This window comes from Peribacillus sp. YIM B13477 (genome assembly GCF_042787955.1).
Taxonomy (GTDB): Bacteria; Bacillota; Bacilli; order Bacillales; family DSM-1321; genus Peribacillus; species Peribacillus frigoritolerans.
Map to the genome: position 1 here is coordinate 563,828 of NZ_JBHZPD010000002.1, position 23,064 is coordinate 586,891.

Annotated in this window: 20 protein-coding genes; 5 read left to right on the top strand and 15 right to left on the bottom strand. The window is 41.1% G+C overall.

What is annotated here, in order from left to right; translation table 11 throughout:
• Positions 1–21: 21 nt before the first annotated feature.
• The 4 genes from addA to ACFX4H_RS09470 form a co-directional block, all read right to left on the bottom strand.
• Entirely contained in the window at positions 22–3,756 is a 3,735-nt protein-coding gene (gene addA / locus ACFX4H_RS09455) for a helicase-exonuclease AddAB subunit AddA (RefSeq protein WP_377435047.1), read from the bottom strand.
• Positions 3,749–7,246, bottom strand: a complete 3,498-nt coding sequence (gene addB / locus ACFX4H_RS09460; protein ID WP_377435049.1) for a helicase-exonuclease AddAB subunit AddB — start codon at positions 7,244–7,246, stop codon at positions 3,749–3,751. Before addB ends, addA begins: the two co-directional genes overlap by 8 nt.
• Positions 7,247–7,434: 188 nt before the next feature.
• Positions 7,435–7,998 carry a signal peptidase I gene (gene lepB, locus ACFX4H_RS09465; protein ID WP_034314624.1) on the bottom strand — a complete coding sequence of 188 codons (564 nt, stop codon included), beginning with the start codon at positions 7,996–7,998 and terminating at the stop codon, positions 7,435–7,437.
• Between the two features lie 33 nt (positions 7,999–8,031).
• Positions 8,032–8,646 carry a TVP38/TMEM64 family protein gene (locus ACFX4H_RS09470; RefSeq protein WP_034314626.1) on the bottom strand — a complete coding sequence of 205 codons (615 nt, stop codon included), beginning with the start codon at positions 8,644–8,646 and terminating at the stop codon, positions 8,032–8,034.
• A gap of 288 nt (positions 8,647–8,934) precedes the next feature.
• On the opposite strand from ACFX4H_RS09470, the gene ACFX4H_RS09475 reads away from it, so the two are divergent.
• Positions 8,935–9,303, top strand: a complete 369-nt coding sequence (locus tag ACFX4H_RS09475; protein WP_034314629.1) for a YhjD family protein — start codon at positions 8,935–8,937, stop codon at positions 9,301–9,303.
• Positions 9,304–9,833: 530 nt separating this feature from the next.
• Here ACFX4H_RS09475 and ACFX4H_RS09480 read toward each other — a convergent pair.
• Complete coding sequence (locus tag ACFX4H_RS09480) at positions 9,834–10,067, bottom strand: hypothetical protein (protein WP_241636793.1); 234 nt, start codon at positions 10,065–10,067, stop codon at positions 9,834–9,836.
• 832 nt (positions 10,068–10,899) lie between these two features.
• On the opposite strand from ACFX4H_RS09480, the gene ACFX4H_RS09485 reads away from it, so the two are divergent.
• Together ACFX4H_RS09485 and ACFX4H_RS09490 are read left to right on the top strand one after the other, a co-directional pair.
• Positions 10,900–11,739 carry a ComEC/Rec2 family competence protein gene (locus ACFX4H_RS09485; protein ID WP_034314634.1) on the top strand — a complete coding sequence of 280 codons (840 nt, stop codon included), beginning with the start codon at positions 10,900–10,902 and terminating at the stop codon, positions 11,737–11,739.
• Complete coding sequence (locus ACFX4H_RS09490; RefSeq protein ID WP_057275817.1) at positions 11,740–11,958, top strand: DUF3006 domain-containing protein; 219 nt, start codon at positions 11,740–11,742, stop codon at positions 11,956–11,958. It abuts the gene before it with no gap.
• 93 nt (positions 11,959–12,051) lie between these two features.
• Here the strand turns inward: ACFX4H_RS09490 and ACFX4H_RS09495 are convergent, their stop codons facing one another.
• On the bottom strand, positions 12,052–12,615 hold the full coding sequence (locus ACFX4H_RS09495; RefSeq protein ID WP_034314639.1) for a competence protein ComK: 564 nt from the start codon (positions 12,613–12,615) through the stop codon (positions 12,052–12,054).
• Between the two features lie 315 nt (positions 12,616–12,930).
• Here ACFX4H_RS09495 and ACFX4H_RS09500 point away from each other — a divergent pair, with 315 nt between their 5' ends.
• Positions 12,931–13,167, top strand: coding sequence for an IDEAL domain-containing protein (locus ACFX4H_RS09500; protein WP_048680068.1), 237 nt, complete (start codon positions 12,931–12,933; stop codon positions 13,165–13,167).
• Between the two features lie 53 nt (positions 13,168–13,220).
• On the opposite strand, the gene ACFX4H_RS09505 is transcribed toward ACFX4H_RS09500, so the two are convergent.
• The 7 genes from ACFX4H_RS09505 to ACFX4H_RS09535 all read right to left on the bottom strand — a co-directional run bounded on the left by ACFX4H_RS09505 (position 13,221) and on the right by ACFX4H_RS09535 (position 20,766).
• Positions 13,221–14,030: a YitT family protein gene (locus ACFX4H_RS09505; protein ID WP_048677994.1), complete on the bottom strand. Its 810-nt coding sequence runs from the start codon at positions 14,028–14,030 to the stop codon at positions 13,221–13,223.
• 142 nt (positions 14,031–14,172) lie between these two features.
• Positions 14,173–15,438 carry a M48 family metallopeptidase gene (locus tag ACFX4H_RS09510; protein ID WP_048677995.1) on the bottom strand — a complete coding sequence of 422 codons (1,266 nt, stop codon included), beginning with the start codon at positions 15,436–15,438 and terminating at the stop codon, positions 14,173–14,175.
• Positions 15,439–15,685: 247 nt separating this feature from the next.
• Complete coding sequence (locus ACFX4H_RS09515; RefSeq protein WP_377435051.1) at positions 15,686–16,387, bottom strand: LuxR C-terminal-related transcriptional regulator; 702 nt, start codon at positions 16,385–16,387, stop codon at positions 15,686–15,688.
• Positions 16,388–16,574: 187 nt separating this feature from the next.
• On the bottom strand, positions 16,575–17,102 hold the full coding sequence (locus ACFX4H_RS09520) for an HD domain-containing protein (RefSeq protein WP_034314654.1): 528 nt from the start codon (positions 17,100–17,102) through the stop codon (positions 16,575–16,577).
• Between the two features lie 175 nt (positions 17,103–17,277).
• A complete protein-coding gene (locus ACFX4H_RS09525) occupies positions 17,278–18,822 on the bottom strand; it encodes a fatty acid--CoA ligase family protein (protein ID WP_377435053.1) in 1,545 nt (514 codons plus the stop codon).
• Positions 18,823–19,000: 178 nt separating this feature from the next.
• Positions 19,001–19,990, bottom strand: coding sequence for a lipoate--protein ligase (gene lplA / locus ACFX4H_RS09530; protein WP_377435054.1), 990 nt, complete (start codon positions 19,988–19,990; stop codon positions 19,001–19,003).
• Between the two features lie 41 nt (positions 19,991–20,031).
• Positions 20,032–20,766 (bottom strand): MBL fold metallo-hydrolase, encoded by a 735-nt coding sequence (locus ACFX4H_RS09535; protein WP_377435056.1) that lies wholly within the window; start codon positions 20,764–20,766, stop codon positions 20,032–20,034.
• A gap of 172 nt (positions 20,767–20,938) precedes the next feature.
• Here ACFX4H_RS09535 and yhfH point away from each other — a divergent pair, with 172 nt between their 5' ends.
• Positions 20,939–21,067, top strand: a complete 129-nt coding sequence (yhfH, locus tag ACFX4H_RS09540; protein WP_065310849.1) for a protein YhfH — start codon at positions 20,939–20,941, stop codon at positions 21,065–21,067.
• 158 nt (positions 21,068–21,225) lie between these two features.
• On the opposite strand, the gene ACFX4H_RS09545 is transcribed toward yhfH, so the two are convergent.
• Positions 21,226–21,801, bottom strand: coding sequence for a TetR/AcrR family transcriptional regulator (locus ACFX4H_RS09545; protein WP_034314661.1), 576 nt, complete (start codon positions 21,799–21,801; stop codon positions 21,226–21,228).
• A 262-nt stretch (positions 21,802–22,063) separates the two neighbouring features.
• Positions 22,064–22,999 carry a ferrochelatase gene (gene hemH, locus ACFX4H_RS09550; protein ID WP_034314663.1) on the bottom strand — a complete coding sequence of 312 codons (936 nt, stop codon included), beginning with the start codon at positions 22,997–22,999 and terminating at the stop codon, positions 22,064–22,066.
• Positions 23,000–23,064: the final 65 nt, after the last annotated feature.

Consider the following 23,064-nt stretch of genomic DNA (forward strand, 5'->3'; position numbering starts at 1 on the left):
CAATGGGACACTCCTTCTCTCTTATACTTCCAATAAATGCGAGCCGTCAAAGAAAAACAAGTAACGGCCGGTTACCTTCTTATTCATTATTCCTTCAACAGCCCTCGTATAAAGCTGAAGCTGCATCTGGTATCGATCGGCAAGAATCCCTTTAGCCCCTTCGTACCCGCTTGCAAAACGGCCGGTGATCGTATCCGTTTTATAGTCGAGAAGCACAAGACCTTGTTCATCCTCAAAGATACAATCAATCACCCCTTGGATAAGGACTTCTTCATCTCCAGCTGTCCAATCGCTGTAAGCTTCCTTTGCAGGCAGCGACATCGTAAATGGCACTTCACGGCGAATGCTTTGGGCCCTCTGCATTCTTTTGCCGATTTCACTATCGAAGAAATCGACGATCGTCTCCGGATCCACAGCTTCTTTCTGTTCCTCCGTCAACAGCTCACGTTGAATCAGATCAATGATCAGTTGCTGAATCGATTGAATGGTAATCTCTTTAGATAAATCAATATGCTGCATGACTAAATGTGTAATCGTACCCCTTTCAGCAGGAGTCAGTGACTTTTCTTGCATGAAAGTCGGCCGCTTCGTGATAGGCCGCTTAAATTTACGCAACAGCTCTGTGGAGCTTTGCTCGTCCTTGAGTTCATATTGACGTTTTAATTCAGAAACGGATTGCTTGGAACGATACACCGTCGCCTCATGCTCGGGGTACTCCCATTCCAACTGCTCCTTGATATCATCATAAAACTCGGAAACGATGCCGACCTTCTCCGATTTCTGGACATGTTCAAGCATTTGCTCTTGAACCAGTGCCTCTTCCTCATCCAGAACAGCAAGCTCTTCACTTGGAATGACGGAAATGGACCAATTCGATGGATGCGACTCCATTTCCAGGCCAAGACCTGCAGTACCAAGAGAATCCCGATGTCGGACAAGGGATGGACCAATCCAATCAAGATAACTTTTTGCACCTGCCCGTACATAGTCCTTCAATAGCCAATCTCCATGTGCCGCATTACTTTCCCAGTTCTGCTGCGTTTTTTCTGCATCATTGATACTGGCAATCAAATAAAGCTTTTCCTTAGCCCTTGTTAGCGCCACGTAGAGGACACGCATCTCCTCGGCAATTAATTCAAGCTGCTTTTTTTTCTTAAAAGCCAATTGAGGGAGGGATGGATAAGTTATCCGTAATTCGGAATTCACATACTTTGCCGCAAAGCCATAATCTTTATCCAGTAAATAGGACTTTCGTAAATCCATCATATTGAATTGCTTGGAAAGACCGGCAATGAACACGATCGGGAACTCAAGCCCCTTTGACGAGTGAATTGTCATCAGCCGGACTACATCTTCCTGTTCTCCTAAAGCCCGAGCTGCCCCTAAATCATCTCCACGTTCTTGCATCCTTTCTATGAACCGCAAGAAACGGAACAGACCGCGGAAAGAACTTGCTTCATATTGCCTTGCCCTGTCATATAGCGCTCGTAAATTGGCCTGACGCTGTTTGCCGCCCGGCATCCCACCTGCAAAATCATAAAACTGCGTTTCGCGGTATAGGAGCCAGATCAGATCTGATAATGCCTCCTGCCTGGCAAGCTTCCGCCACTTCACTAGTTTTTTATAAAATGCAGAGGCTTTTTCATAAAGCCCCGGATGTTCTTCAGGGTCACTCTTTCTGTAAAAATCAGCTAGTGCTTCGTAATAGCTTCCTGTATGGAATAAACGCACCTTTGACATCTCTTCTTCATCCAACCCGACGATAGGTGAACGGAGAACGGAAGCCAATGGGATATCCTGTTGCGGATTATCAATCACCTTCAATAGGGATATCATGATGGCCACTTCGGTCGCTTCAAAATACCCCGTGGATAAATTAGCATATACTGGAATTCCCTGCTTTTTAAATTCCTCCATGATTTGCGGTGCCCATGGCATCGAACGAAGAAGAATGACCATGTCCCGATAAGTGGCAGATCGGTACCTTTTGGTTTTCGTATCATATATCCGATGCTTTTCGCTTATAGCCTTTTTAATGAGCTTGGCCATCTGCCTTGCTTCGAGCTGCGCTTTTTCAAGCTCCTCAGCCTCAAATCCGCCATCATTTCCTTCCATTTCCGAATGAGCTTCAGGATCGGCTGCTCCATCAATTAAATGGAGTTCGATCGGGTATGGATTGTCTTCGGGATATGGGGCACCTTTTTTCAATTGGGCATCTTCATCATAATCAATCTCACCGACTGTAATGCCCATCAACTGTTGAAACAAGAAATTGGTCCCATCAAGAACTTCCTTTCGGCTCCGGAAATTGCGGTTTAAATCAATTTTCAGCCCGGAATTAACACCGTCATGGGTAAATCGTGTGTATTTTCCAAGGAAGAGATTCGGTTCTGCAAGCCTGAACCGGTAAATGGACTGCTTGACATCGCCTACCATGAAAAGATTCCCATCATATTCTCCGTCAGCCGTCACCAATTTTAAGATCGATTCCTGAACCAGGTTCGTGTCCTGGTATTCATCCACTAATACCTCTTTGAACTGGTTCCTGTATTCGATGGCTGCCGCTGAAGGTTTTCGTTCGCCATCCACCGTTTCCCCTGTCAAAATTTGAAGACAATAATGTTCCAAATCGGCGAAATCCACCAAGTTCTTTTCTGCTTTTGCAGCAAAGAATCTTTCGTCAAACCGTTTAACAAGCATTACAAGTGTATCGACATAACCCTTAAGCTCCCTTATATCCCGCAGGTAGCTTTCCGGTTTCCGGGAAAATAACTCTTCCTGTAACGATTTGATGATCTTCTTGGCCTTATCCCGGTACTTGGTAGCCTCATCAGCCACTTCCTTGATAAAATCTGCACCGGTAAGGCGTTTTGCCGTCCCGAATTTCACGTTTTGGATTTCCTCATAAAGTGCATTCCAGGATTGGTCCTTCACTTCCGAAAGTTTAGCAACCAGTGCAAGATCGGCTAGATAGTTCTCAGCCCTTGGAGCCGGCCCCCCAGGGATTTTTGTCAACGCAAGCGAGCGTTCCAATAAATCCCTGGCCGTGTCCAATTGTAAACCTATATCGAACTTCAATGAATCGATAAACGAAAGATCATCAATCCCATCATCACCTGCCAGCTCATACATGCTGGCGGCACCATCGAGCCATCGGTCCGGGTTTGGATTCGATTGCGAAAAATCATGCAGCGACCGAACGATATTCTGAAGTGCATCATCATTTCGATCGCTTGTGAAAGCATCGACCAAATTAAAGAACTCTTCGTTATCACTTTGGCCATACTGCTCCTCGAAAAGCTCTTCCATCACTTCATCACGGAGCAGCTGGATCTCCGTTGAATCTGCAATCCGGAAGCCCGGGTCGATATCCGTCAGATAATAATACTTCCTGATCACCTCTAGACAAAACGAATGGAGTGTGGAAATCGAAGCACGATTAATCAAGCTCAACTGCTTACGTAAATGCTGTGAATGCGGATTATCATCGATCGCTTTTTCTAATGCCTCACTTACCCGATGGCGCATTTCGGCGGCCGAGGCATTGGTGAATGTAACCACGAGCAGTTCATCAACATCGATTGGATCTTCTTCTGAAATGACTTTTTGAATGATCCGATTGACCAGTACCGCTGTTTTCCCTGAACCCGCAGCGGCCGCAACCAGGATGTCCTGATCTTTAGCCCATATTGCCTTCCATTGATCTTCCGTCCAAGTCACGTCTCCTGGCAGAGCAGGAATTTTCGTTTTACTCATCGCTCTCCCCCTCTCCCCTTAATAGCTCAAGAACGTCATTTTGTTTCTTCTGTGCCAAATTCCTGAATTGGTTCTCCTCCAATGACTGGTCGAATTGGCATACAGATTTAAAGGAACAGAAGGTACACGGCGTTTTTTCCTTTAATTTGTATGGAGTAATATCCACATCACCATTGACCATTCGATCTCCAGCCTCCTGATAAATACGGCGCACATGATGATTCAGAAGCGAAAACTCCTCCCTGCTGGCAACTTTGGAAGCCGCCAGGAGCGATCCGTCCTTTTTAAATCCAGCTGGAATGATATCCGACTTACCCGAATTTTCAATATCAAGCGAGGTATCCATCAACTGAATGACATTTGATTGGTCCAGTACAAGTCCATTCATTTTAAAGCTTTTATAAATTTCTTCTTCAATTTTATCCAAACTGAGCATTCCCTTTGATTTGACAACGGGATTATGCACATGAAAATACAAAACTCCGGCTGGAATCGCTTCTTTTCCAATCAGCGACTTGGAATGGGTGACAACGATATCTAGGTATGTCAACATTTGCAGCGCTAGTCCATAATATACTTCACTCATGTTCAGTTCCTTTTCACTCGACTTATAATCGAGCACACGCAAATAGACACCCTCATCTTCTTCCGCTTTATCAACGCGGTCGATCCGCCCGATCAATTCCATCTTCGTACCGTTTTTCAATGTGAAAGAAAGTGGCGGCAGCTCGCCATTTTTTCCGAATCCAAGTTCTAATCCGATCGGAGCAAAACCGCTCGCCTTTGCATGTTCACTTAATACGATCGAGGCACGTCCAATCACGTGTTCGAGTTTCCTGCGTAAATAGTGATGGCGGTTCGTACTTAACAAAATCTGGTTTTGGAGTTTAGGAGCAAGTCTCTCCACAGCAATTCTGGCCAGCTCCAAGCATTGTTCCGGGGTCAATGTAGACCAAGGAATATCATGTTCCTTCAAGTAATCGGAAATCATTTTCAACGCTCCATGGAACATCTCGCCTATATCCGGGGCATCCAAACGGAAAATCTGCCTTTCCCTCAATTTCAAGCCATGAGCCGCATAATGGGAAAACGGGCAGCTATTGAACATTTCCATCCTGGATACACTCGTAAGAATGCTCTCACCGTATAATTGCTTACTTGTTTCCTCAGTTAATCTCTTTGTCCTATTTTGATAAAAAAGGCTCGATAAAACCTTAGTTGCTGAAGGACCGGCCATTTCATCATCAATAATGGCATTATATACATCCCACCATAGTGAATGGATTGGATAGTTCCTTTTCTTCAGCTGCAATTGGGCAGCCAGGTACGAAAGGGCCACATCATGATTCGCTGCATATTTCACCTGTTCCTCTGCAGACAGATCGGACGGATCGTTCATATAATACACATCGGAAACGTTAGGCAATACGTCCCTTACCCGTTTCAAATAGGATGAAGGTAAAAGCGCCTTCCCTTCCTCATCGGCAAGCGGATATGATAAATAAAGGGCCTCGGCAGGCGTAGTGAATGCTTTGTATGCTGTGAACTCCTCATCCAGCAGGCGCACCTTCGAACTTGGGGCAACATCAAGTCCACCAGCCAGCAGCACATCACGATCACTATCTGAAAATATCCCGTCAGATACTGCTTTTCCCGGCAGAACCCCTTCGTTCAATCCGATAACAAAAGCTGTCTTCACATCATCCAGGCGGGATAAATCTAGATTAGCGACTAATACTTGGTCAATTGCCGGCGGTACCAAAGAAAATTCAAGAGACTCCAGACCAGCTTCAATGATTACCGCAAACTGTTTCATGGAAAGCTCTTCCCCGCTCAGCAGTTCAACGAATTGGTCCAATAGGTCGACAACCGCATTCCATGTTTGCTCATGCTCTCTTGCCGATACCAAATCACCTGCTTCTTCTGCCTCCAGTTTCAGCTTTTCCAATTTTTCCGGTATATGCAATTCTTCAAGATATAGATAAAGGGCTTCACACAATTCCCTGCCATTAGCAGCCTTTTTAGCCCGTTTTGAGAGCCTCAAGATGGGCTCGGTAAATAATTGCTTCATTTCATTCAACTCTTGCTCAAGCATCATTTCCTTATCCGTTTGGTTCCGGTCCTCGAGTTCCAGACCGCGGAAGCGCCGGTAGGTCCAACGATCTTTGGACGTCCACCCGCTTCCTTTAATGCCGCGGGCCAGCACATAGTTTTCCAGCTTATCTACCTGTTCACGCATCCGGTCGTGGTTTTTTTGCAACGGAAATAGAAGCTCCGTCTTGATTGCACGAAATACCGGTTCATAACGCCAATAGCCATTGATGATCTCCAAAGTCGAACGAATCAGTTCAATCAGAGGATGATTCAGCATCGTCCGTTTGGAATCGACGAACAAGGGAATTTGATAATCCCGAAAAACGGTTTGTAAAATATCTGCGTATGCTTCCCCGTTACGGACTAAAATCGCAATGTCACGGAAACGATGCTGTTTCTGTCTGACCAGCGACAAGATATCCCGGGCAACTCCTTCAATCTCAGCTCTGCGGTTAACTGCCTGGGCGATCGTTACATCAGGTGACTGCTCAAACGTTCGTGCAGGACGTAAGGAAAAATAAGTTTCCAGATGATTCAGCCCTGGACTCTTTCCAAACCTTTCCGATCTTTTTAAGATTCGATCTTCTGAAATCGATATGCCATTCCTCAACCCAGCCTGATATAGGTGATGATAAAGGTTTCCCGTTTGCCTGAACAATTGCAAATCATCCGGAGCATATTGCCTGTAGGGCTGATCTAACGTCAGCGAGATCGTTACACTCCTGCACAGCTTCATCATTTCTTCAACAATCAATAATTCCTGAGGAGTCAAACTATAAAAACCATCGATATATATATCCGCATTCCTTATATATGAAGACTCTGACATTTTTTCGATCAGCAAAGTGAAATAATCTTCGGAGTCTAAATATTTATTGACCATTTCATCCTCAAAAGCCTGATAGACCAATTCAAGATCATGCAGTTTATCCTGAATGCCGCTGCCGGCCTGTGAGGTTTCAGCCAAATAGTTTTGAATGTCATCAGGTTGGATGCAATACTGCTTGAACTCAGCCAGCATTAGCTCCATCTGTGCAATGAACCCCTGCTTATCAGCAGATCGACTGAACATCTTTAACTCTTCCTTTTTATCATCCATGATCTTCCGTATCAGCATATTAACGCCCACACTGTCAAGATGCAGCCGGCTCATCCCCCCGGTTTCCTGAAGAACGCGCCAAGCAAGCCTGCTAAAACTGAAAACCTGTGTCCGGATCATTCCAGCAAGGCCTGGTGTTTTAATTAATTTATATTCAGATAGAAACGTCATCTGATCAGGAACGAGGTAGATAATTGGATTTCCTTCGGGATCTTCTGCCAATTTAGAGCGGATTTCGTCCAATATATTCGAAGTTTTCCCTGTACCCGATCTTCCCAGTAAAAAACGGAGTGACATCTCTTTTCCCCCTTACAACATAATATCTAGATCCATCATACCAGAAATACTTTCGTCTTTATGACTAGGTTTCTGTTTCCAATTAGATTTACTTTCTATTATTTTACCGTTTCCCTTTAAAAAACACCAATCGTACGTTCGCGTTTCCCCCAAAAGAAAAAGCCCGCATCTTACTCGGGCTTCCACGATCACTCACCTGTAAACTTAAAATTGAAATCATTGACCGGCCAATATCGAACATCCACTTTACCGACAACATTTTCTACCGGTATATAACCAAAGTGACGGCTGTCAGCACTTTCAAGACGATTATCACCCATGACAAAAAGCTTGCCCTCCGGAACTTTGGTCATATCCGTCAATTCTTTTAATGTAAAATCACCTGTAAAATCCTGTCCTGGGAAACCTTCCTTGAATTTCTCAAGATAAGGCTCATCCACTTTCTCACCATTTACGTAAAGCCAATCATCTTTATAACGAATACGGTCACCTGCAACCCCTATAACCCGCTTAACATAATCTTCTTGTGAATTCGCATGAAAAACAATAATGTCAAAACGGTTGATATCATGAATCTGGTAATTGATTTTATTCACGACAAGTTTATTTCCATCTTCAAGGGTCGGCTGCATCGACTTTCCTTCAACATCATAGCTTGAAAAGAGAAATGTACGGATTAAGATGTAAATAACAAAAGCTATCATCGCTGGTTTTATCCAATCGGATAAAGAATTCTTGTTTGTTTTTTCCATCTAGTTCAACCCCTACTGCATTTATATATTAATTTATTGCCCTTCTTCTCTCTTCATGCTTTTATTTAACCGGACTTCCAGCCTTTTCCCCACATACCATAGGATAAAGATGACGATTCCGATAATGATCGTTCGCACAGGTTTATGAATCAATGATACTAAATCGTAACCTACGAAGCTGATCGTAAAAATCATCACCGCCTTCCCTCCAACTACTGCGAGTCCATATTGCAGGGTACTGACTTTTGAAAGTCCTGCCACGATATTAACGATAGCCGAAGGTGTAAAAGGGAAGCAGAGCAATATGAACAAAGGACCGAATCCATGGCTCTCAACCCATACCATCAACCTCTGCACCTGTTTATGTCTTTGCAAAAATCGGAAAAACCTCATTTGACCATATCTTCTAATAATCCAAAAGATCAAAAAGGACCCCGCTACCGCACCAATCCAAGAAAATAAAAACCCCCACCAGAGACCAAATGCCGTTGCATTGGCAAGCACGAACACCACTAAGGGCAAAAAAGGCAAAAAAGCTTCCAGCATCGGCAGTAAGATTCCGGGAATTGGACCGAATGAGCGATATTGCTGAATAAGTGCCGATATATGATCAAGTGTAAACCACTCACGTATAGTATCCAAATCCATAATTATCTCCCTCGACATGCTGCCATCAAAGCAGCATAAACTTATTAAAAACCGTTTATTTTAGATATATCACTTTCCCCCGAAATTGCAAGAATTATTATCCATATATCTTCATACTTTCCCTATCTCCGGAAAACATAATCTTATTAACGAATATTTCTAGATTTATCAAAACTGCTTGCATAACCACTGAAAATACATTAGGATAAAAGCGGAACAAGTGTTCCTATTTTTACAGGATATACATATTAGTATTAAAAACGCGCTATTTAGAAAGGGGCGGTCATGATGACCCGCATTCCAGAAGGTGACCGAAATATGATTGAAAAAGCCATCTACCTCCCTATGGTTATTACAGTCTTAAACCGGGATCTCAAGGTCATCGAAATTAGTCCGTTTAAATTAAAAAGGCCCTATTCGGAGCTGGTCGAACATATTTTAAAAGTGGTTCAAGACGAACTTGCCGAGGTACGGCGCTATTTGCGCAAAGAGAATATTAAAGTTAGTGAAATCAAACGCGATGAATCCTTCACGATGTATTGTTTTTTATATAAAGGATACGAGGAACATCATAATTATTTCAATCCCCGCCTTCGCAACAAAACCGAAGACTTGTTATGTTATTACTTTTTCGAAAAAAAACCCTCAAGGGATTAACGGGTTAAAAGGGAGCCTTCCGGAAGGATACAAATTCCCTTGGAAGTAAAAAGGTTGACCATAAGGGAGTCTTTCATGATCAAGATCGATTAGACTCACTTACCTCCATTCCCCCTGTTTGAACATTCCATAACATCATAATGTTCAAACCAAGGCATAACCTATGTAATCAAGTGCATACGAATATCCTTTTAACATTTTAGTGTTAAGTCTCTTTAAATGAAGGTTAATTACATGCTCCATGACAAAGGTTGGAGTGGCACCCGTTATGATCGACTCATCATATTGAAGAAAAGGATAGGAAAACAGTCAGCTTCGACAAATCGATGTAAAAGTAACCAATATCATGATCCGCCGCAGAATGTAACACGTATTCATGATTTGCCCTGATCGATTGCCGTCAACCATTCCCTGCATCGAAAGAATGGAAATTCCTTTAGGACGATGGGACGCTTAAAAAGCCCATGTTATCCTTTGTTGGATCAAGCTCTCGCATGTCGGATGAAATGTCTGCCATGGATTTCAGATAGTTAATATCTTCTTCCAAAAATACCTTTTACATTTAACTGCGTTACTTCAAGTTCCCTTGTAATGGCATCCTTCATTAAAAGTTTGCTGTATGCATAGCATCGCCTTTGTTCTTGGTGATTAAACGGCAGAATGTCGAAGCTGCATCCTTCTGGTATATTCCCCTCTTCCCTATTAAAGGAACCGAGGACTGCAATAGCCGCTTCTCCACTGCTTGTTACACAAGCCGTTTGCACAATTCCCTGCTCACTGATTAAGGCAACAGTTTCGACGAAATTGTCCTTTAACGATTAAAAGGTCTGGCCCGTGTGTTCATTATTAAGCGACATTTAATTTCCATTCATCTATTATAACTATACGTCTAAACTATCATTTTAGTGTCAGTACAACGTTATTAGGAAAGATGTTAATTGCATATCCATACCTAGTATTATCTACTAGTAACAACCTCTTTATATTAAATGTATAAAGCAAAAAGAACTTTCAGAAAAACAAAACCATTTGTGAAACACTGAACAAAAGATACATCATCGATGTCTATTATATTATGTATTAAGGAGTCAATCATAAGGAAACTTATTCTCATCCCTAATGTCTTATGATAACCATGCAATATTTTATTTGCATGGTTTAATTTGTAGCCAAAAGGGTTCCTATCTAAATTTTAAACCAAAGTTGGTTGGAACGAAAGGTGCAAACACGCCAAGGAGGCTCACGGACCGACCGCGGAAAGCGTGTGCCTGGGGGGTAATCAACGTTTAAATTGGACAATTCCTAAAAACAGTAAACAATCTCTTTAACAAATATTTTGTTGGTAATCCTAACTTTCTCCGGGAGCCTGCTCCTTTAATATATGCCAACTTCACACTCTTTTCTGAGAGAAATAGATTTTTTACTTTAAAATAATGACATTACATTTTCATTCAAGAGATTAATCATAAATACCCAGGGTCATTTTCCCTAACCTAAATCCAGACAACACCCTCCTTTTTTTACCACAAATAAAAATCATGTCCATATTCCCATTTTTCCGGTTATACATGGTAAATTATTAACTGGAGGGGAAAAATGAAGAAAATAAATATTCTGCTGGTGGCTGTTCTTGTTTTGTCTTTATTCACTGGACTTAAAACAACTGAGGCAGCCTCAAATGTAAAGGTACATTTCATCAACGTTGGACAAGGAGATTCTATCCTGATACAAACCGGTAATGAAAACGTTTTAATTGATGGCGGCGGTAAAGGAAAGGGTGACGAGGTTGTTGCCTACCTAAAAAAACAAAAGGTAAAAACACTTACTGCATTAGTTTCCACTCACCCAGATGCGGATCATGTTGGCGGTCTTGCTCATGTGATTAAATCGCTTAGTGTAAAATCTGTGTATGCCCCTAAAGTTTCACATACTACCCAGGCATACAAAGACTTTTTAACGGCCGTCAAGAAGAAGAAGCTTACAATAAAAAAAGCGAAGTCGGGCGTGGAAATCAACACTAAAGCAAAGGATAATTCCCTTAAATTCATTGGACCTGTTAAGGACTATGCTAAGTCTGACTTAAATAATTGGAGTGCTGTCCTGTTGCTTAAACACGGCAAAAAAACATTCTTGTTTACAGGTGATGCCGAAGAAAAAGCAGAGAAGGATATGCTGGCTAAAAAACTGGTACCAAGTGTGGATGTACTTAAAGTAGGCCATCATGGTGCAAAAACATCGACAAGTTCAGCTTTCATCAACAAAACAAAACCGAAATATGCTGTAATCAGTGTAGGGAAAAATGGCTATGGGCACCCTACTTCCACTGTTATAAAACGGTTGAATTCAGTGAAAGCCAAAACTTATCGAACAGATAAATCAGGTAACATTATTTTTACTTCTACAGGTCAGAAAATTACTGTAAAGACGGTGAAATAATTGGTACAAGGAATTATAGATCGCTTCGAAGGAAAGATCGCTGTCGTGGAAATCGATGGTGGTGACATGAAGGATTTCCCTAAGAGTGCTCTTCCCAAGGGAGCAAAAGTAGGAGATATGCTGATAATCGATGGTGATACCATCACCATTTCCAAAGAAGGAACTGAAAAATTAAGAAAAGAAATTGACGATTTAATGGATGAATTATTTGAAGATTGATTCCAGGGCCCTTCTTTAATAAGAAGGGCTAGCTTTAAATTTGAATATTCCCCCGTTCGATTATTCTTCTCTGATTTTCCCCTGAACCCCCTCTTATCGCGGTATATACTTTGAGATTACCTCTGAAGCCTTGACTCCATTAGCATCAGTGAACAGATAAAAGGATTTCCTCTTTGTTTCCTCAATCCTCTGGATCAATTTCGTTTTTAAAAATGAGGTCCGGTGCAGCTGGTTTTCGAAAGAGCTGCATGACACTGCTATATCGATGGTTTGTCTATTCCTGAATGTGATGGTTGTATGTTTGGAATCCAGACGCTCATAGGATACCACATGTTCATGTGATAACCAGATGCATTGAGGACGTAACGGAGATGTAGTTGGAAAGAAGAATATCGAACTGGTCGGATCAATCGCGATCGGTGCTTTATGTGTGATGTTTATGAGCTGTTTCGTGCCTTGCTTGCGTCCTTCATAACTTGATCCGAAGAACTCGCAGCTTTTCTTTATTATTTCCATAGGTTTAAACGGGGAGATGAACTCGTCCTCCATTTCAACGATACGGGCATATATTTTACTGCCGTAATTAATTGGCGCAACCATTAGTGTATGTGGCGTGATTTCATATTCCTCGATGATTCCCTGATTGTTTTCCTTCATTTTTAATCCACCTCTTCCTCATTGCTAAACATCACTATCACCTTCCAAAGCTTATATTCTTAATTGCTTGTACCCTTCCATTCCTGTCCAAGAAGAGTGAAGGGGGATAGTAAATGTATGTTAAATTACTCACTATAATAGCATAACCCTTAAACATAAAAAGCAAGTTCACAAAAAATTTAAAATTCTTTTATATAGTGGCTTTTTCGTCATCTAAACGACACATTCTCTATCATAATTTAAATTTTTTAAATTTTCAGTTGATTTTATCCGCTCAAATCCATATAATAATAAAAAGGGTCAGGGGTGGTAACTTTGAAAAATGAAAAATCTTATTCAGAGTCAGTGAAGTCCTTATCAATGAGCGAAATGAAAAACGATGCCGTGGTTCAGGAAATGTTAATTGATATGATTATTCAGGAAGCCGTCCTTACTACCAAAAAGAATCTCCTTGCAAAACAGATCGATGATGCCTTGGATATGAAAAACAAACCTTTATTCTTAAAACTAAGTTCTGAAATGAACGTTTTACTAAAACAATTTGGAAATTAACATTCATGATCAAAAAAGCCTCCCATAATGTCGGGAGGCTTTTCTCATTATCATCACTCTTTATGAAACATACCCATGACCTCGGCAGTTTCGGTTATATTAACAAAAGCATTCGGATCCACTTCTTTTATCATCGTTTTTACATCGGTTAACTGATAACGTGTAATGACTGTCATCATTACTTTGCTCTTTTCTCCTGAATATGCACCTTCTCCATCCATGACTGTAATTCCACGATATAGGTTGGTCAGGAGCTTCGTTTTCATTTCGTCACTCTTTTTGGTAACGATCATCAATGTTAATTTGATGTGATTGGAATGGATCGTATCGATCACCTTTCCTGCTGCATAAATGGAAATCAGCGTATATAATGCGGCATCCCAACCGAAGATGAAGCCTGAGATTACCACCACAACAGCATTCATCACCGAAAGCAATGTACCAAGCGGAAAGTCGCTCTTCTTAGCCAATAGCATGGCAATGATATCAAAGCCGCCCGAAGACCCCGAAGCGCGAAAGACGATGCCTATACCGATTCCCGATATGATTCCGCCAAATAAAGAAGACAAAATCGGTTCAGTTGAAATACCGTGAACTGGAATGAGGTATAAACTGATGGAAATCACGACAACTGATAATATTGTATAGGTGATAAAGCGTCTCCCTAATTTCAGGTAACCAAGAATCAGCAATGGCAGGTTCATCAGAAAATTCAATATCCCTGTATTGACTGGGGTGATGATTCCGAACATGATCGCAAGTCCACTAAGTCCGCTGCTTAAAATTAAATGTGGTATCAAAAATAAGTTGTAGGCTACTGCCACAAGCACTGAGCCTACAGTGATGAAAAGTACATTATACATATCCGATCTCCTTAAAACGAACTGGGAATTTAATTTATTATAGTAGAGAACCTAAGCTTTTTAAAATTAATAGTTTTTTCTGAAAACGACTACAAACTTCCACTTTCCGAAGAAAAAAAGCCAGCTGGTTTTCAGCTGGCTTTCAATCACCCTTTGTATCTGCATTTTCAACCGTTGAAATCCGTTCGAGCATGGTCGGATGGGAATACCGCAGCCATTTAACCAGGAATGGCGGGTTGACCTGACTCAAACCCGACCTCGTGAGTTCCTGGAAAGTCGTGATTGCTGATTCTTTGTCCCCGGTCATTTCAATGGCATAACGGTCAGCCCTTGTTTCTTGATATCTGGAAACATAATTGGACAGCGGACTCGAAGCAAAGAGCAGCACGGACGTTATCAAGAGAAATAATGGAAGAGATGATATGCTGTCAACCGAACGGACCTTTAACTGATGGCCCCAGCGACCAATGATAAAATTCATAATTTTCGAAGTCAGCCACAAACCGATTAATGTCAGTCCTAAATAACCTGCAATCCCTATATAAATGTGCTTTTCCACATAATGAGCCATTTCATGTGCCATGATAAAAAGGATTTCATCTTCCTTCAGTTTGTTCAGGGTCGTATCCCAAAGAACTATTCTTGAGTTGGAACCTATGCCGGTCACATATGCATTCAAGGCATTTGTCTTTTCCGCCATATTTACTTCATACACGTGTTCTGCCGGAATCTCAGCCTGTGAGGCTAGTGCCAATATTTCCGTTTCCAGCTCTTTATTTTTGAGAGGATAGAATTCATTGTACAGCGGATCGATCAATACAGGCTGAACGAACATCAGGAACAAGGAAAAAGGAATGGACAACATCCAAGCATAGAGCCACCACTTCTTAACACTTTTCTTCATTAACCAATATAAAACGGAAACGATGATGAACATCATCCCAAAATTCACCCAGAATTCGATGACTCCATCCTTCATCCACGAGGTGAAACTTTGTGTACTTATGTGGTAACTCTTGCTCATCCGATATCCAATGAAACTGATTGGAAATAGAGCCAGGTATGAAATGACGGAAAGCCAGAATAAGTAAATGCCCGTTCTAATCGCTTTCCGTCTTGAGACTGCCATTGACGATTTTTCAAATGCCTTTGAAAAACCGAATAATAATATGAAGAAATACAGAAGCCATTCATATGGCGTCGATACGAAAAAAATAAAATTCCGCAGTCCTGAATACTCTTCACTAAGCTTTAGTTCCCTTGCATTCAGGAATGTTGCAGGATCTGCTGCCGTTCCACGCAAAGCTTCGGGAATGGTCGTATCCGCTCCATAAAAAATATACCAATACATCGCTGCTGCATAAAGGATATATAATATAATCGCTCTTCCAGCCCATTTTCTAACCATGATGCCCCCTCCTTAAAACGAATCTCCCTCTTAATAGTTTAATCCAAAATGGACAGGTTAGAACCGGATTTCCCTTATTATTCACTTCTTACAATTCCCATCATTTTGTTGAATATTTCACAGAATACTCCATCAGTCAAACATGCACTTCCGGGATGGGAGGCAAAATATGTTTATGCAGAAACATTAAAAAAACGGAGGGATGGGAGTTTTAAGGCATCGACGAACTTATTCCTTTGCCTAATTGCTAAGATGAAAATCGTTTCATCAAAGGGAGTTTGATTTGTAATGAATGAGCCCGATGAACGGAACGGCTGGCATGATTGGTCATCCCTTCCATCCCGCTATTTTGCAAACCATACAAAAGTGCCATAAGCTCCGGTCGATTATTAACATTCAGTTTTCTGTAAATACGGCTTATATAGTTTTTTACCGTGCCGATCGACAGAAAAAGTTTTTTGGAAAACTCGCGTTTAGAAAAAGCCCCCAATTTTCCGATTGCCTTTTCCAAAGTTACTGGTGATCTTTCAACATCCCACTCCAGCCTTTTCATTAAAATTGATTTGAATGAGGCAGGATAAACGATCTGACCGTTGGCACATTGACGGATTGTCGATAACACTTGTTTCATTCCGCCATCCTGTAACACATAACCTGCTGCACCATGGCCTATTGCTTCGATAAGATAGTGATTTTCCGAATAGTCAGTAAAAACGACAAAAGGAGTGGATGGGCGTTTTTCCTTAAGGACTTGCATGACTTCCTGTCCATACTTCCCTGATGAGCGGGCATCAATAAGAATGACATCTGGAATGACTGATGTATGATCAGAATCAAGAAAGTCCATTTCATTTCCAGTCATCCCCATGACCTTAATGTCACCTTCTTGTTCGATGATTCCCTCAATTCCTCCCTGACCACCATATATCATTAGCTTAATCGACTTCATGACCTCACCTGTTACTTTCTTTATTTGTTATTAATCCGATAGTTTTTTATAATTGTTCGCCATGGAATAGTTCTAATGGTCTATATTTTACATCATTAATTCACCTGTTAACAAATTTAAACTGTAAAAATACTTTTAATAATTGTGTTCCTCCTGACAATAAAAAAGGCTATCAACCCGTTTGACTTCAGGATGATAGCCTTTTTCTTTGTTCCTCATCTATGAGCGTATCAAGTTTCATGATGCTTTCCTTTGCCCGGGGAAAATCAATTTTGCGATAATGGTGTTTTCCGCCTTCTTCTTCATCTTTTTCGTCGGCCCATTTGACGACTTGCTGAAGCGGTGTACGAATAATATCATTCGAAGGTAAGAACGAATCGGTATGAAATAAAATGGCGAGGGAAATGGTCTTTGCCTTGATCGGGTTTTCTCCCAAGCGGATTAACAGTTTATGTGCTCGTTCGGCACCTTTGATGGGGTGAATATCATTTTGTTTATAAAGATCATAATCCCATTTACCATTGCGATACCAGGTGAAATGACCCATATCATGCAATAGCCCGGCTTTAGCGGCAATATCAGGGTCGACATTATATTCATTTGCTAAGTGAAACGCATGGTATGCTACCGCAATCGCATGTGCCAGACCTGAACGGTTCAAGTATTTTTGAGCAATGGGATGTGTAAAAATATCCAAAAGTTTTACATCTCTCATCTAACCCCTCCTTACAATATTGTGGAAATTTTTAATGACAATCATAACTCTTTTCGAAACAAGAATCAAGGTTTTAAGATTTTTCAATATATTTTATGCAACCTCATACACTTTGGTTGTACAAAAAAGGACCATTGCCAGTTATAGGCAATGATCTCCTCATGATCAATGTAATTCAGTTTTGCAGTACATGGTTTTTCAAGGAACGCCGTAAAATTTTACCAGTCGCATTTTTTGGAAGTTCATCCAAAAACTCAATTTTTGCCGGCACCTTATATTTGGCCAAGTGTTCCATGCAATGGGCAAGCAGCTCTTCCTCGGTCAATGCATTGTTTTTCTTTACCACAAAGCATTTAACCACTTCCCCCTGATTGGGATCGGGAACGCCAATGGCTGCTGCCTCAACTACTTCAGGATGAGCATACAAAACCTCCTCCACTTCACGCGGATAGACATTATAGCCACCGACGATGATAAGCTCCTTTTTACGATCTACAATGAAAAAGTAGCCTTCATCATCCATCCTGGCTAAATCGCCTGTATATAACCAGCCATTTTTCAAGACAGCGGCTGATTCTTCAGGCATTTTATAATAACCTTTCATTACATTCGGACCCCTGACAATCAATTCTCCTACACCATTGATCGGCACTTCTTCTCCAAGCTCATTGACCACTTTGTTTTCCACCCTAAGGATGGATGTTCCGATGGAACCCGCCTTCCTTGGACGGTCCAAAGGATTGAAGCAGGTAACAGGGGAAGCTTCGGATAAGCCATATCCTTCTGAAACCCTAACATTAAATTTCCGCTCGAATGATTCAAGCAGGGACACTGGCATGGCGGATCCGCCAGATATGCATATCTGCAAAGACTTCAAAGCATCCTCTTTCGCATCTGGATATTGAAAAAGAAAGTTATACATCGTAGGCACACCAGCAAAAACGGTTGCATCATATTTTTTGATTTGCCTGAATATTTCCTTTGGACTGAATTGCGGGACAATTAAGAGCGTACCTCCGCTTATCAACGGGGCATTCACAACTACCGTTAAACTGAAAACATGGAACATTGGCAATGTCGTAATGACACGGTCACTTTCCGTGATATTTAAATATTCACCAATATCATGTGCATTAGAGTAGATATTGGTATGTGTGAGCATGGCCCCCTTTGGTTTCCCCGTTGTCCCGGAAGTATAAAGTATGATTGCCGTATCTTCAGGATCCAGTTCAGGACCTTTAAAGCCTTCATCCCCTGATTCGACCATTTTTGTAAACGATTTCATTTTATTGCAGATGTTAAATTCACTACTATCCCCACTATGCAGCTGCGTTTCACAAATTACATATTGTTCTACGCTTGAAAGGATAGGGTTCATTTTTTCCAGTAAGGGTAAAAGCTTATCCAATGCCACAACAACCTTTACATCGCCATTATTCAGGATATAACCAATCTCGTCAGGTGTGTATATTGGATTGACGGGAATTACGGTCGCCCCTGCTCGCATAGCTCCATACAATGAAATGATGAAATGTGGAGAGTTGCCTAATAACAGCGCAATGTTATCACCTTTTGAAACACCAAGCCTATGTAATTCGTCTGCGAACTTCGTAACGGCTTTATCCAATTCCCCATATGAAGTGGATTGATCCAAAAAGTAATATGCTGGCTTATCCGCCTTTTTTAAAGCCATTTGATGAAGCTGTTCAGATAAATTCATCTTTCTCCCTCCCCTGCAAATAGCATGAATGAATGGTCATTCATTTTTATGGTGAACTAAATACATTTTTATTATATTAAAAGAATGCAATCACAGCAACCATTTTATCCATATTCAAGCAATTACTGTCATTATTAGTCACAAAAGCCGTCCTATTAAGTCGGGACGGCTTTTAGGCTTAATATATTAAAGCCAATATTTCTTCTTTTGTTACATTGCCAAAATAATGACGAACATCGATTTCATCCAGTACTCTGCTGATTGCTTCCTTTTCATAGCGTGTTCCATTAAGCTTTCGTTCAATGTCCGCAACCTCTCCGACCCCGAAGAAATCACCGTAGATCTTGCAGTTTTCAATGATTCCCCTGTTCACTTCAAGGCGGATATCAACAGATCCCACAGGAAATCTATGTGAGTTTTGCAAGTTGAATTTAGGTGATTTTCCGTAATTCCACTCCCAATTTTGATACCTATCTTCCGAGATTTCGTGAATTTTCTCCCAATCCGTTTCTGTTAAAACATACTCTGTAACCTTTCCGGTATCTTTGAAAATATTTTGCAGAAGGAATGAACGGAATTCTTCAACAGACATCGGTTCTTTTAGGAAATCGGCGATATTACCGACACGGCTTCTTATCGATTTAATCCCTTTGGACTCGATTTTATCTTTTTTCACTTTTAAAGCGGATACAATGTGATCCATTTCTGATTGAAACAGCAATGTCCCATGACTGAACATTCTGCCCTTCGTTGAAAACATTGCGTTTCCCGAAATTTTCTTTCCTTCAGCCAGAATATCGTTACGACCGCTCAATTCAGCATGTATTCCTAGTTTCTCGAGCGTTTCCACGACAGGCTGGGTGAATTTCTTGAAGTTATGGAAACTATCCCCATCGTCTTTCGTAATGAAACTGAAATTGAGATTCCCTAGGTCATGATAAACCGCTCCACCCCCGGAAAGGCGGCGAACAACTGTAATGCCCTTTTCATCTACATAATCGGAATTGATTTCTTCGATCGTATTTTGATTTCTGCCTATGATGATTGAAGGTCGATTAATGTAAAATAAAAGATAGGTTTCATCTATGTTTAAATGTTTAAGCGCATATTCTTCGATGGCCAGGTTAATTCTTGGATCTGTAATTCCCTTATTATCAATAAAAAGCACAGTTGTTCCTCCTTGTAGACTTCATATCACTGATGTTTCATTTATAGTTGGAACTCGAGATTGGTTTTGGCTACAGCTATTTCCCTTTTGAATACCTCGGATGCTTCTTTTTTCAGTTGATCGAGATTCCCATAATGAGGGAGGTGAGTTAACAGCAAAAGCTGGACGTCAGCCTTTTCTGCCAGCAGGCCCGCTTCCCTTGCCGTCATATGCCCCGCCTTTGAACCATCCATATCACTGTAAAAGTTACTTTCACATAATAAAACATTTGCGTCTTTAGCGAAATCTGCAAGCTCATCCATATATGAACTGTCACCTGTGTAAACTATCGAATGATTTTCAGCTTCAATCCTCATTGCAAAACAAGGGACTGGATGTTTTGTTTTCATGAACGTAAATTTACACGGTCCAATGGTTAAGGGGTGATCAGCAGAGATGGCTATCCCCTTTGTCACGTCTTTATATGTTAACTTACCAAATTCGACTTCGTCCAAATTATGACCATATATAGGAATCGTCCTTTTTTCGCTGCCCAATATCTGTTGTATGAACGCAGCGTGCTGCAGGACACCAATATCCGCTACATGATCAGGATGATAGTGGGATAATACAACTGCACCAAGATCCTCCGGCTTCATATGGTTCTGAAGCTGTGATAGGACACCGCTGCCACAATCAAGCAGAATGCGAAAATCTTCATATTCAAGCAAATAGCCGGAACTTGCCTCATTTTTAGCTGGATAACCGCCCCAGCACCCAATTACGGTGATTTTCATGCTTAGGCACTCCTTTTTTCTCTCAATGACTTCCCCATTAATATAAACTATTCTTGCCCTTATTTCACCTTTTTTACTTATGTTATAAAACATTCATTGACATATCAAATCTGTTATAATACAATAAAACCATAGAAAAGCGAATAATAAAAAAATTCAGGAGATGATGTTCATGATTCAAAGTAGCGTTGAGTTCTTTAAAAATCTGCCACCGAAACAATGCACGGAATGCGGAAAAAAAATTGAAGAACAGCACGAATGTTATGGAAACCACTGTGATCATTGCCTTTCTGGAGAGTAGTAGTCTTTGTGATTCACCATCCTATCCCAAATAGCAGGATGAATTCATAGATGTTTCGGTTTCGCAGCTGAAAAAAAACCAATAAAAAAAGAGATACCGATGATCGGTATCTCTTTTTTTATTGGGGTTCATTGCCTTTCAGCAAAAAAATAGAATGATCACGTAACGGATAATCCTTTGAACAAATATATTTTAAATAGTTCAGCAATTTCCTCTTTCTCTAATGGGGCATGGTTCCTTTCCCAATCAAAGATCAGGGCAAGGTACATCTTTAGCATAAGGAAAGCTGTTATCTCCGGATCGCAAGGTTGTATGTCGCCCTTATCAATCGCTATTTTCAGTTTTTCCTTAATGTAGGATACAATGGCTTCTTCCATTTCATTAACCATTTCCTGAACGGCCGGCGTACCAATTTCCCGCTCTTCCTGAAGAAGTTTTAATGATAATTGATGTTCCTGCCTGAACTCCAGAATTCGATAAACGGCCCGATGCAGGTTTTCAAAAAAGGAGAGTTGGTCATCCAAAGATTGTTCCGCCTCATATTTCATTTCCTCTATCATCCGCTGAACGATTTCTTTAAACAGCTCTTCTTTATTTTTATAAAAGGTATAAATGGTCCCTTTTCCCACATTGGCAATTTTAGCGACTTGATCCATCGTCGTTGCCTTATAGCCAAAAAGTGAAAACGACTTGGTCGCAGCTTCCAAAATTAATTTTTTACGATCAACAGACATTTCCCACCTCAATCCTGACCAGACGGACAAAACAGTCATTATGTTCGATATCATACCAAAAATTTTCAGTCTTTTCAATTATATTTTCAATTTCCAAGAGAAACAATGGCCATCCCCGTTACTGGACAGCCACTTTTCGAAAATACATATTTATTTAAATCTGCAAGGCCAAAGGCAGCGTCGCTTTTCCAGTGAATAACATAACTAAAATTTGCAGAGCACATGGCAAGCATGGTTAAACTAATTCTCTCCTATTGACTGATCACTTTTCCTGTAATCTGTTTAAAATGATCGTGGCCAAAGCATCGATGAATTCAGGTTTAACATTGGGCATATCCGGCCTATAGTAGCCTGCACCAATCTCTTCCGTCACAACCTTACATTCATAATCGTTATCATAAAGGACTTCAAGGTGCTCGGCAACAAAGCCAACAGGAATATAAATGAAAGCTTTATAACCTTTTGCTTGATGAAGATCTCTGGTTAAATCCTGTACATCGGGTCCCAACCATGGTTCAGGAGTTTGTCCAGCGCTTTGCCAGCCTACTGCATAATTGGTAACCCCTGCACCTTCGGCAATCATGTCTGCCGTTTCTTTCAGTTGATTTGGATACGGATCTCCCGATTGCAAGATTTTTTCCGGGAGGCTATGTGCCGACACAATCAAAGCGAAATTATCGCGTTCTTCCGAGGTCATTTTCCCAATCACTTCTTTTACCTGGTCTACCCAATATTGGATGAATTTTGGCTCATCATACCAGCTTTCAACGGAAGTGATGGTCAGGTCCCCCAATTTAGCGGCTTCATCCTGGGCACGTCCATTATAAGACTTCACGCTGAATGTTGAAAAATGCGGTGCCAATACGATACTGACCGCTTCTTTGATTCCATCTTCATGCATTTGTTTCACAGCGTCTTCAACAAAAGGTTCAATATGCTTCAGGCCAAGATATGCCTTGAATTCAACTTCCTCCTGAACGGAATTCAATTTCTTTTCAAGCGCTTCAGCTTGTCCTGCCGTTATTTTTGCAAGCGGGGATAATCCCCCGATCGCTTCATATCTGCCTTTTAGGTCGGCAATCAATTCGTCGCTTGGACGTCTCCCATGACGAATATGTGTATAATACCTTTCAATATCCTCTTCAGTGTATGGAGTACCATAAGCCATGACTAAAAGGCCCATTTTTTTTCTTGACATGAAGTTACACCTCTTTTAAAGATTTCGTTCTTTTATTGTGCATCCAATTAAGGAGTTTTAGCAAA

Excerpts from the sequence above, each read along its gene's own strand:
- addA (WP_377435047.1), bottom strand. The coding sequence starts at position 3,756 with ATGAGTAAAACGAAAATTCCTGCTCTGCCAGGAGACGTGACTTGGACG.
- addB (WP_377435049.1), bottom strand. The coding sequence starts at position 7,246 with ATGTCACTCCGTTTTTTACTGGGAAGATCGGGTACAGGGAAAACTTCG.
- lepB (WP_034314624.1), bottom strand. The coding sequence starts at position 7,998 with ATGGAAAAAACAAACAAGAATTCTTTATCCGATTGGATAAAACCAGCG.
- ACFX4H_RS09470 (WP_034314626.1), bottom strand. The coding sequence starts at position 8,646 with ATGGATTTGGATACTATACGTGAGTGGTTTACACTTGATCATATATCG.
- ACFX4H_RS09475 (WP_034314629.1), top strand. The coding sequence starts at position 8,935 with ATGACCCGCATTCCAGAAGGTGACCGAAATATGATTGAAAAAGCCATC.
- ACFX4H_RS09485 (WP_034314634.1), top strand. The coding sequence starts at position 10,900 with ATGAAGAAAATAAATATTCTGCTGGTGGCTGTTCTTGTTTTGTCTTTA.
- ACFX4H_RS09495 (WP_034314639.1), bottom strand. The coding sequence starts at position 12,615 with ATGAAGGAAAACAATCAGGGAATCATCGAGGAATATGAAATCACGCCA.
- ACFX4H_RS09505 (WP_048677994.1), bottom strand. The coding sequence starts at position 14,030 with ATGTATAATGTACTTTTCATCACTGTAGGCTCAGTGCTTGTGGCAGTA.
- ACFX4H_RS09510 (WP_048677995.1), bottom strand. The coding sequence starts at position 15,438 with ATGGTTAGAAAATGGGCTGGAAGAGCGATTATATTATATATCCTTTAT.
- ACFX4H_RS09515 (WP_377435051.1), bottom strand. The coding sequence starts at position 16,387 with ATGAAGTCGATTAAGCTAATGATATATGGTGGTCAGGGAGGAATTGAG.
- ACFX4H_RS09520 (WP_034314654.1), bottom strand. The coding sequence starts at position 17,102 with ATGAGAGATGTAAAACTTTTGGATATTTTTACACATCCCATTGCTCAA.
- ACFX4H_RS09525 (WP_377435053.1), bottom strand. The coding sequence starts at position 18,822 with ATGAATTTATCTGAACAGCTTCATCAAATGGCTTTAAAAAAGGCGGAT.
- ACFX4H_RS09535 (WP_377435056.1), bottom strand. The coding sequence starts at position 20,766 with ATGAAAATCACCGTAATTGGGTGCTGGGGCGGTTATCCAGCTAAAAAT.
- yhfH (WP_065310849.1), top strand. The coding sequence starts at position 20,939 with ATGATTCAAAGTAGCGTTGAGTTCTTTAAAAATCTGCCACCGAAACAA.
- ACFX4H_RS09545 (WP_034314661.1), bottom strand. The coding sequence starts at position 21,801 with ATGTCTGTTGATCGTAAAAAATTAATTTTGGAAGCTGCGACCAAGTCG.
- hemH (WP_034314663.1), bottom strand. The coding sequence starts at position 22,999 with ATGTCAAGAAAAAAAATGGGCCTTTTAGTCATGGCTTATGGTACTCCA.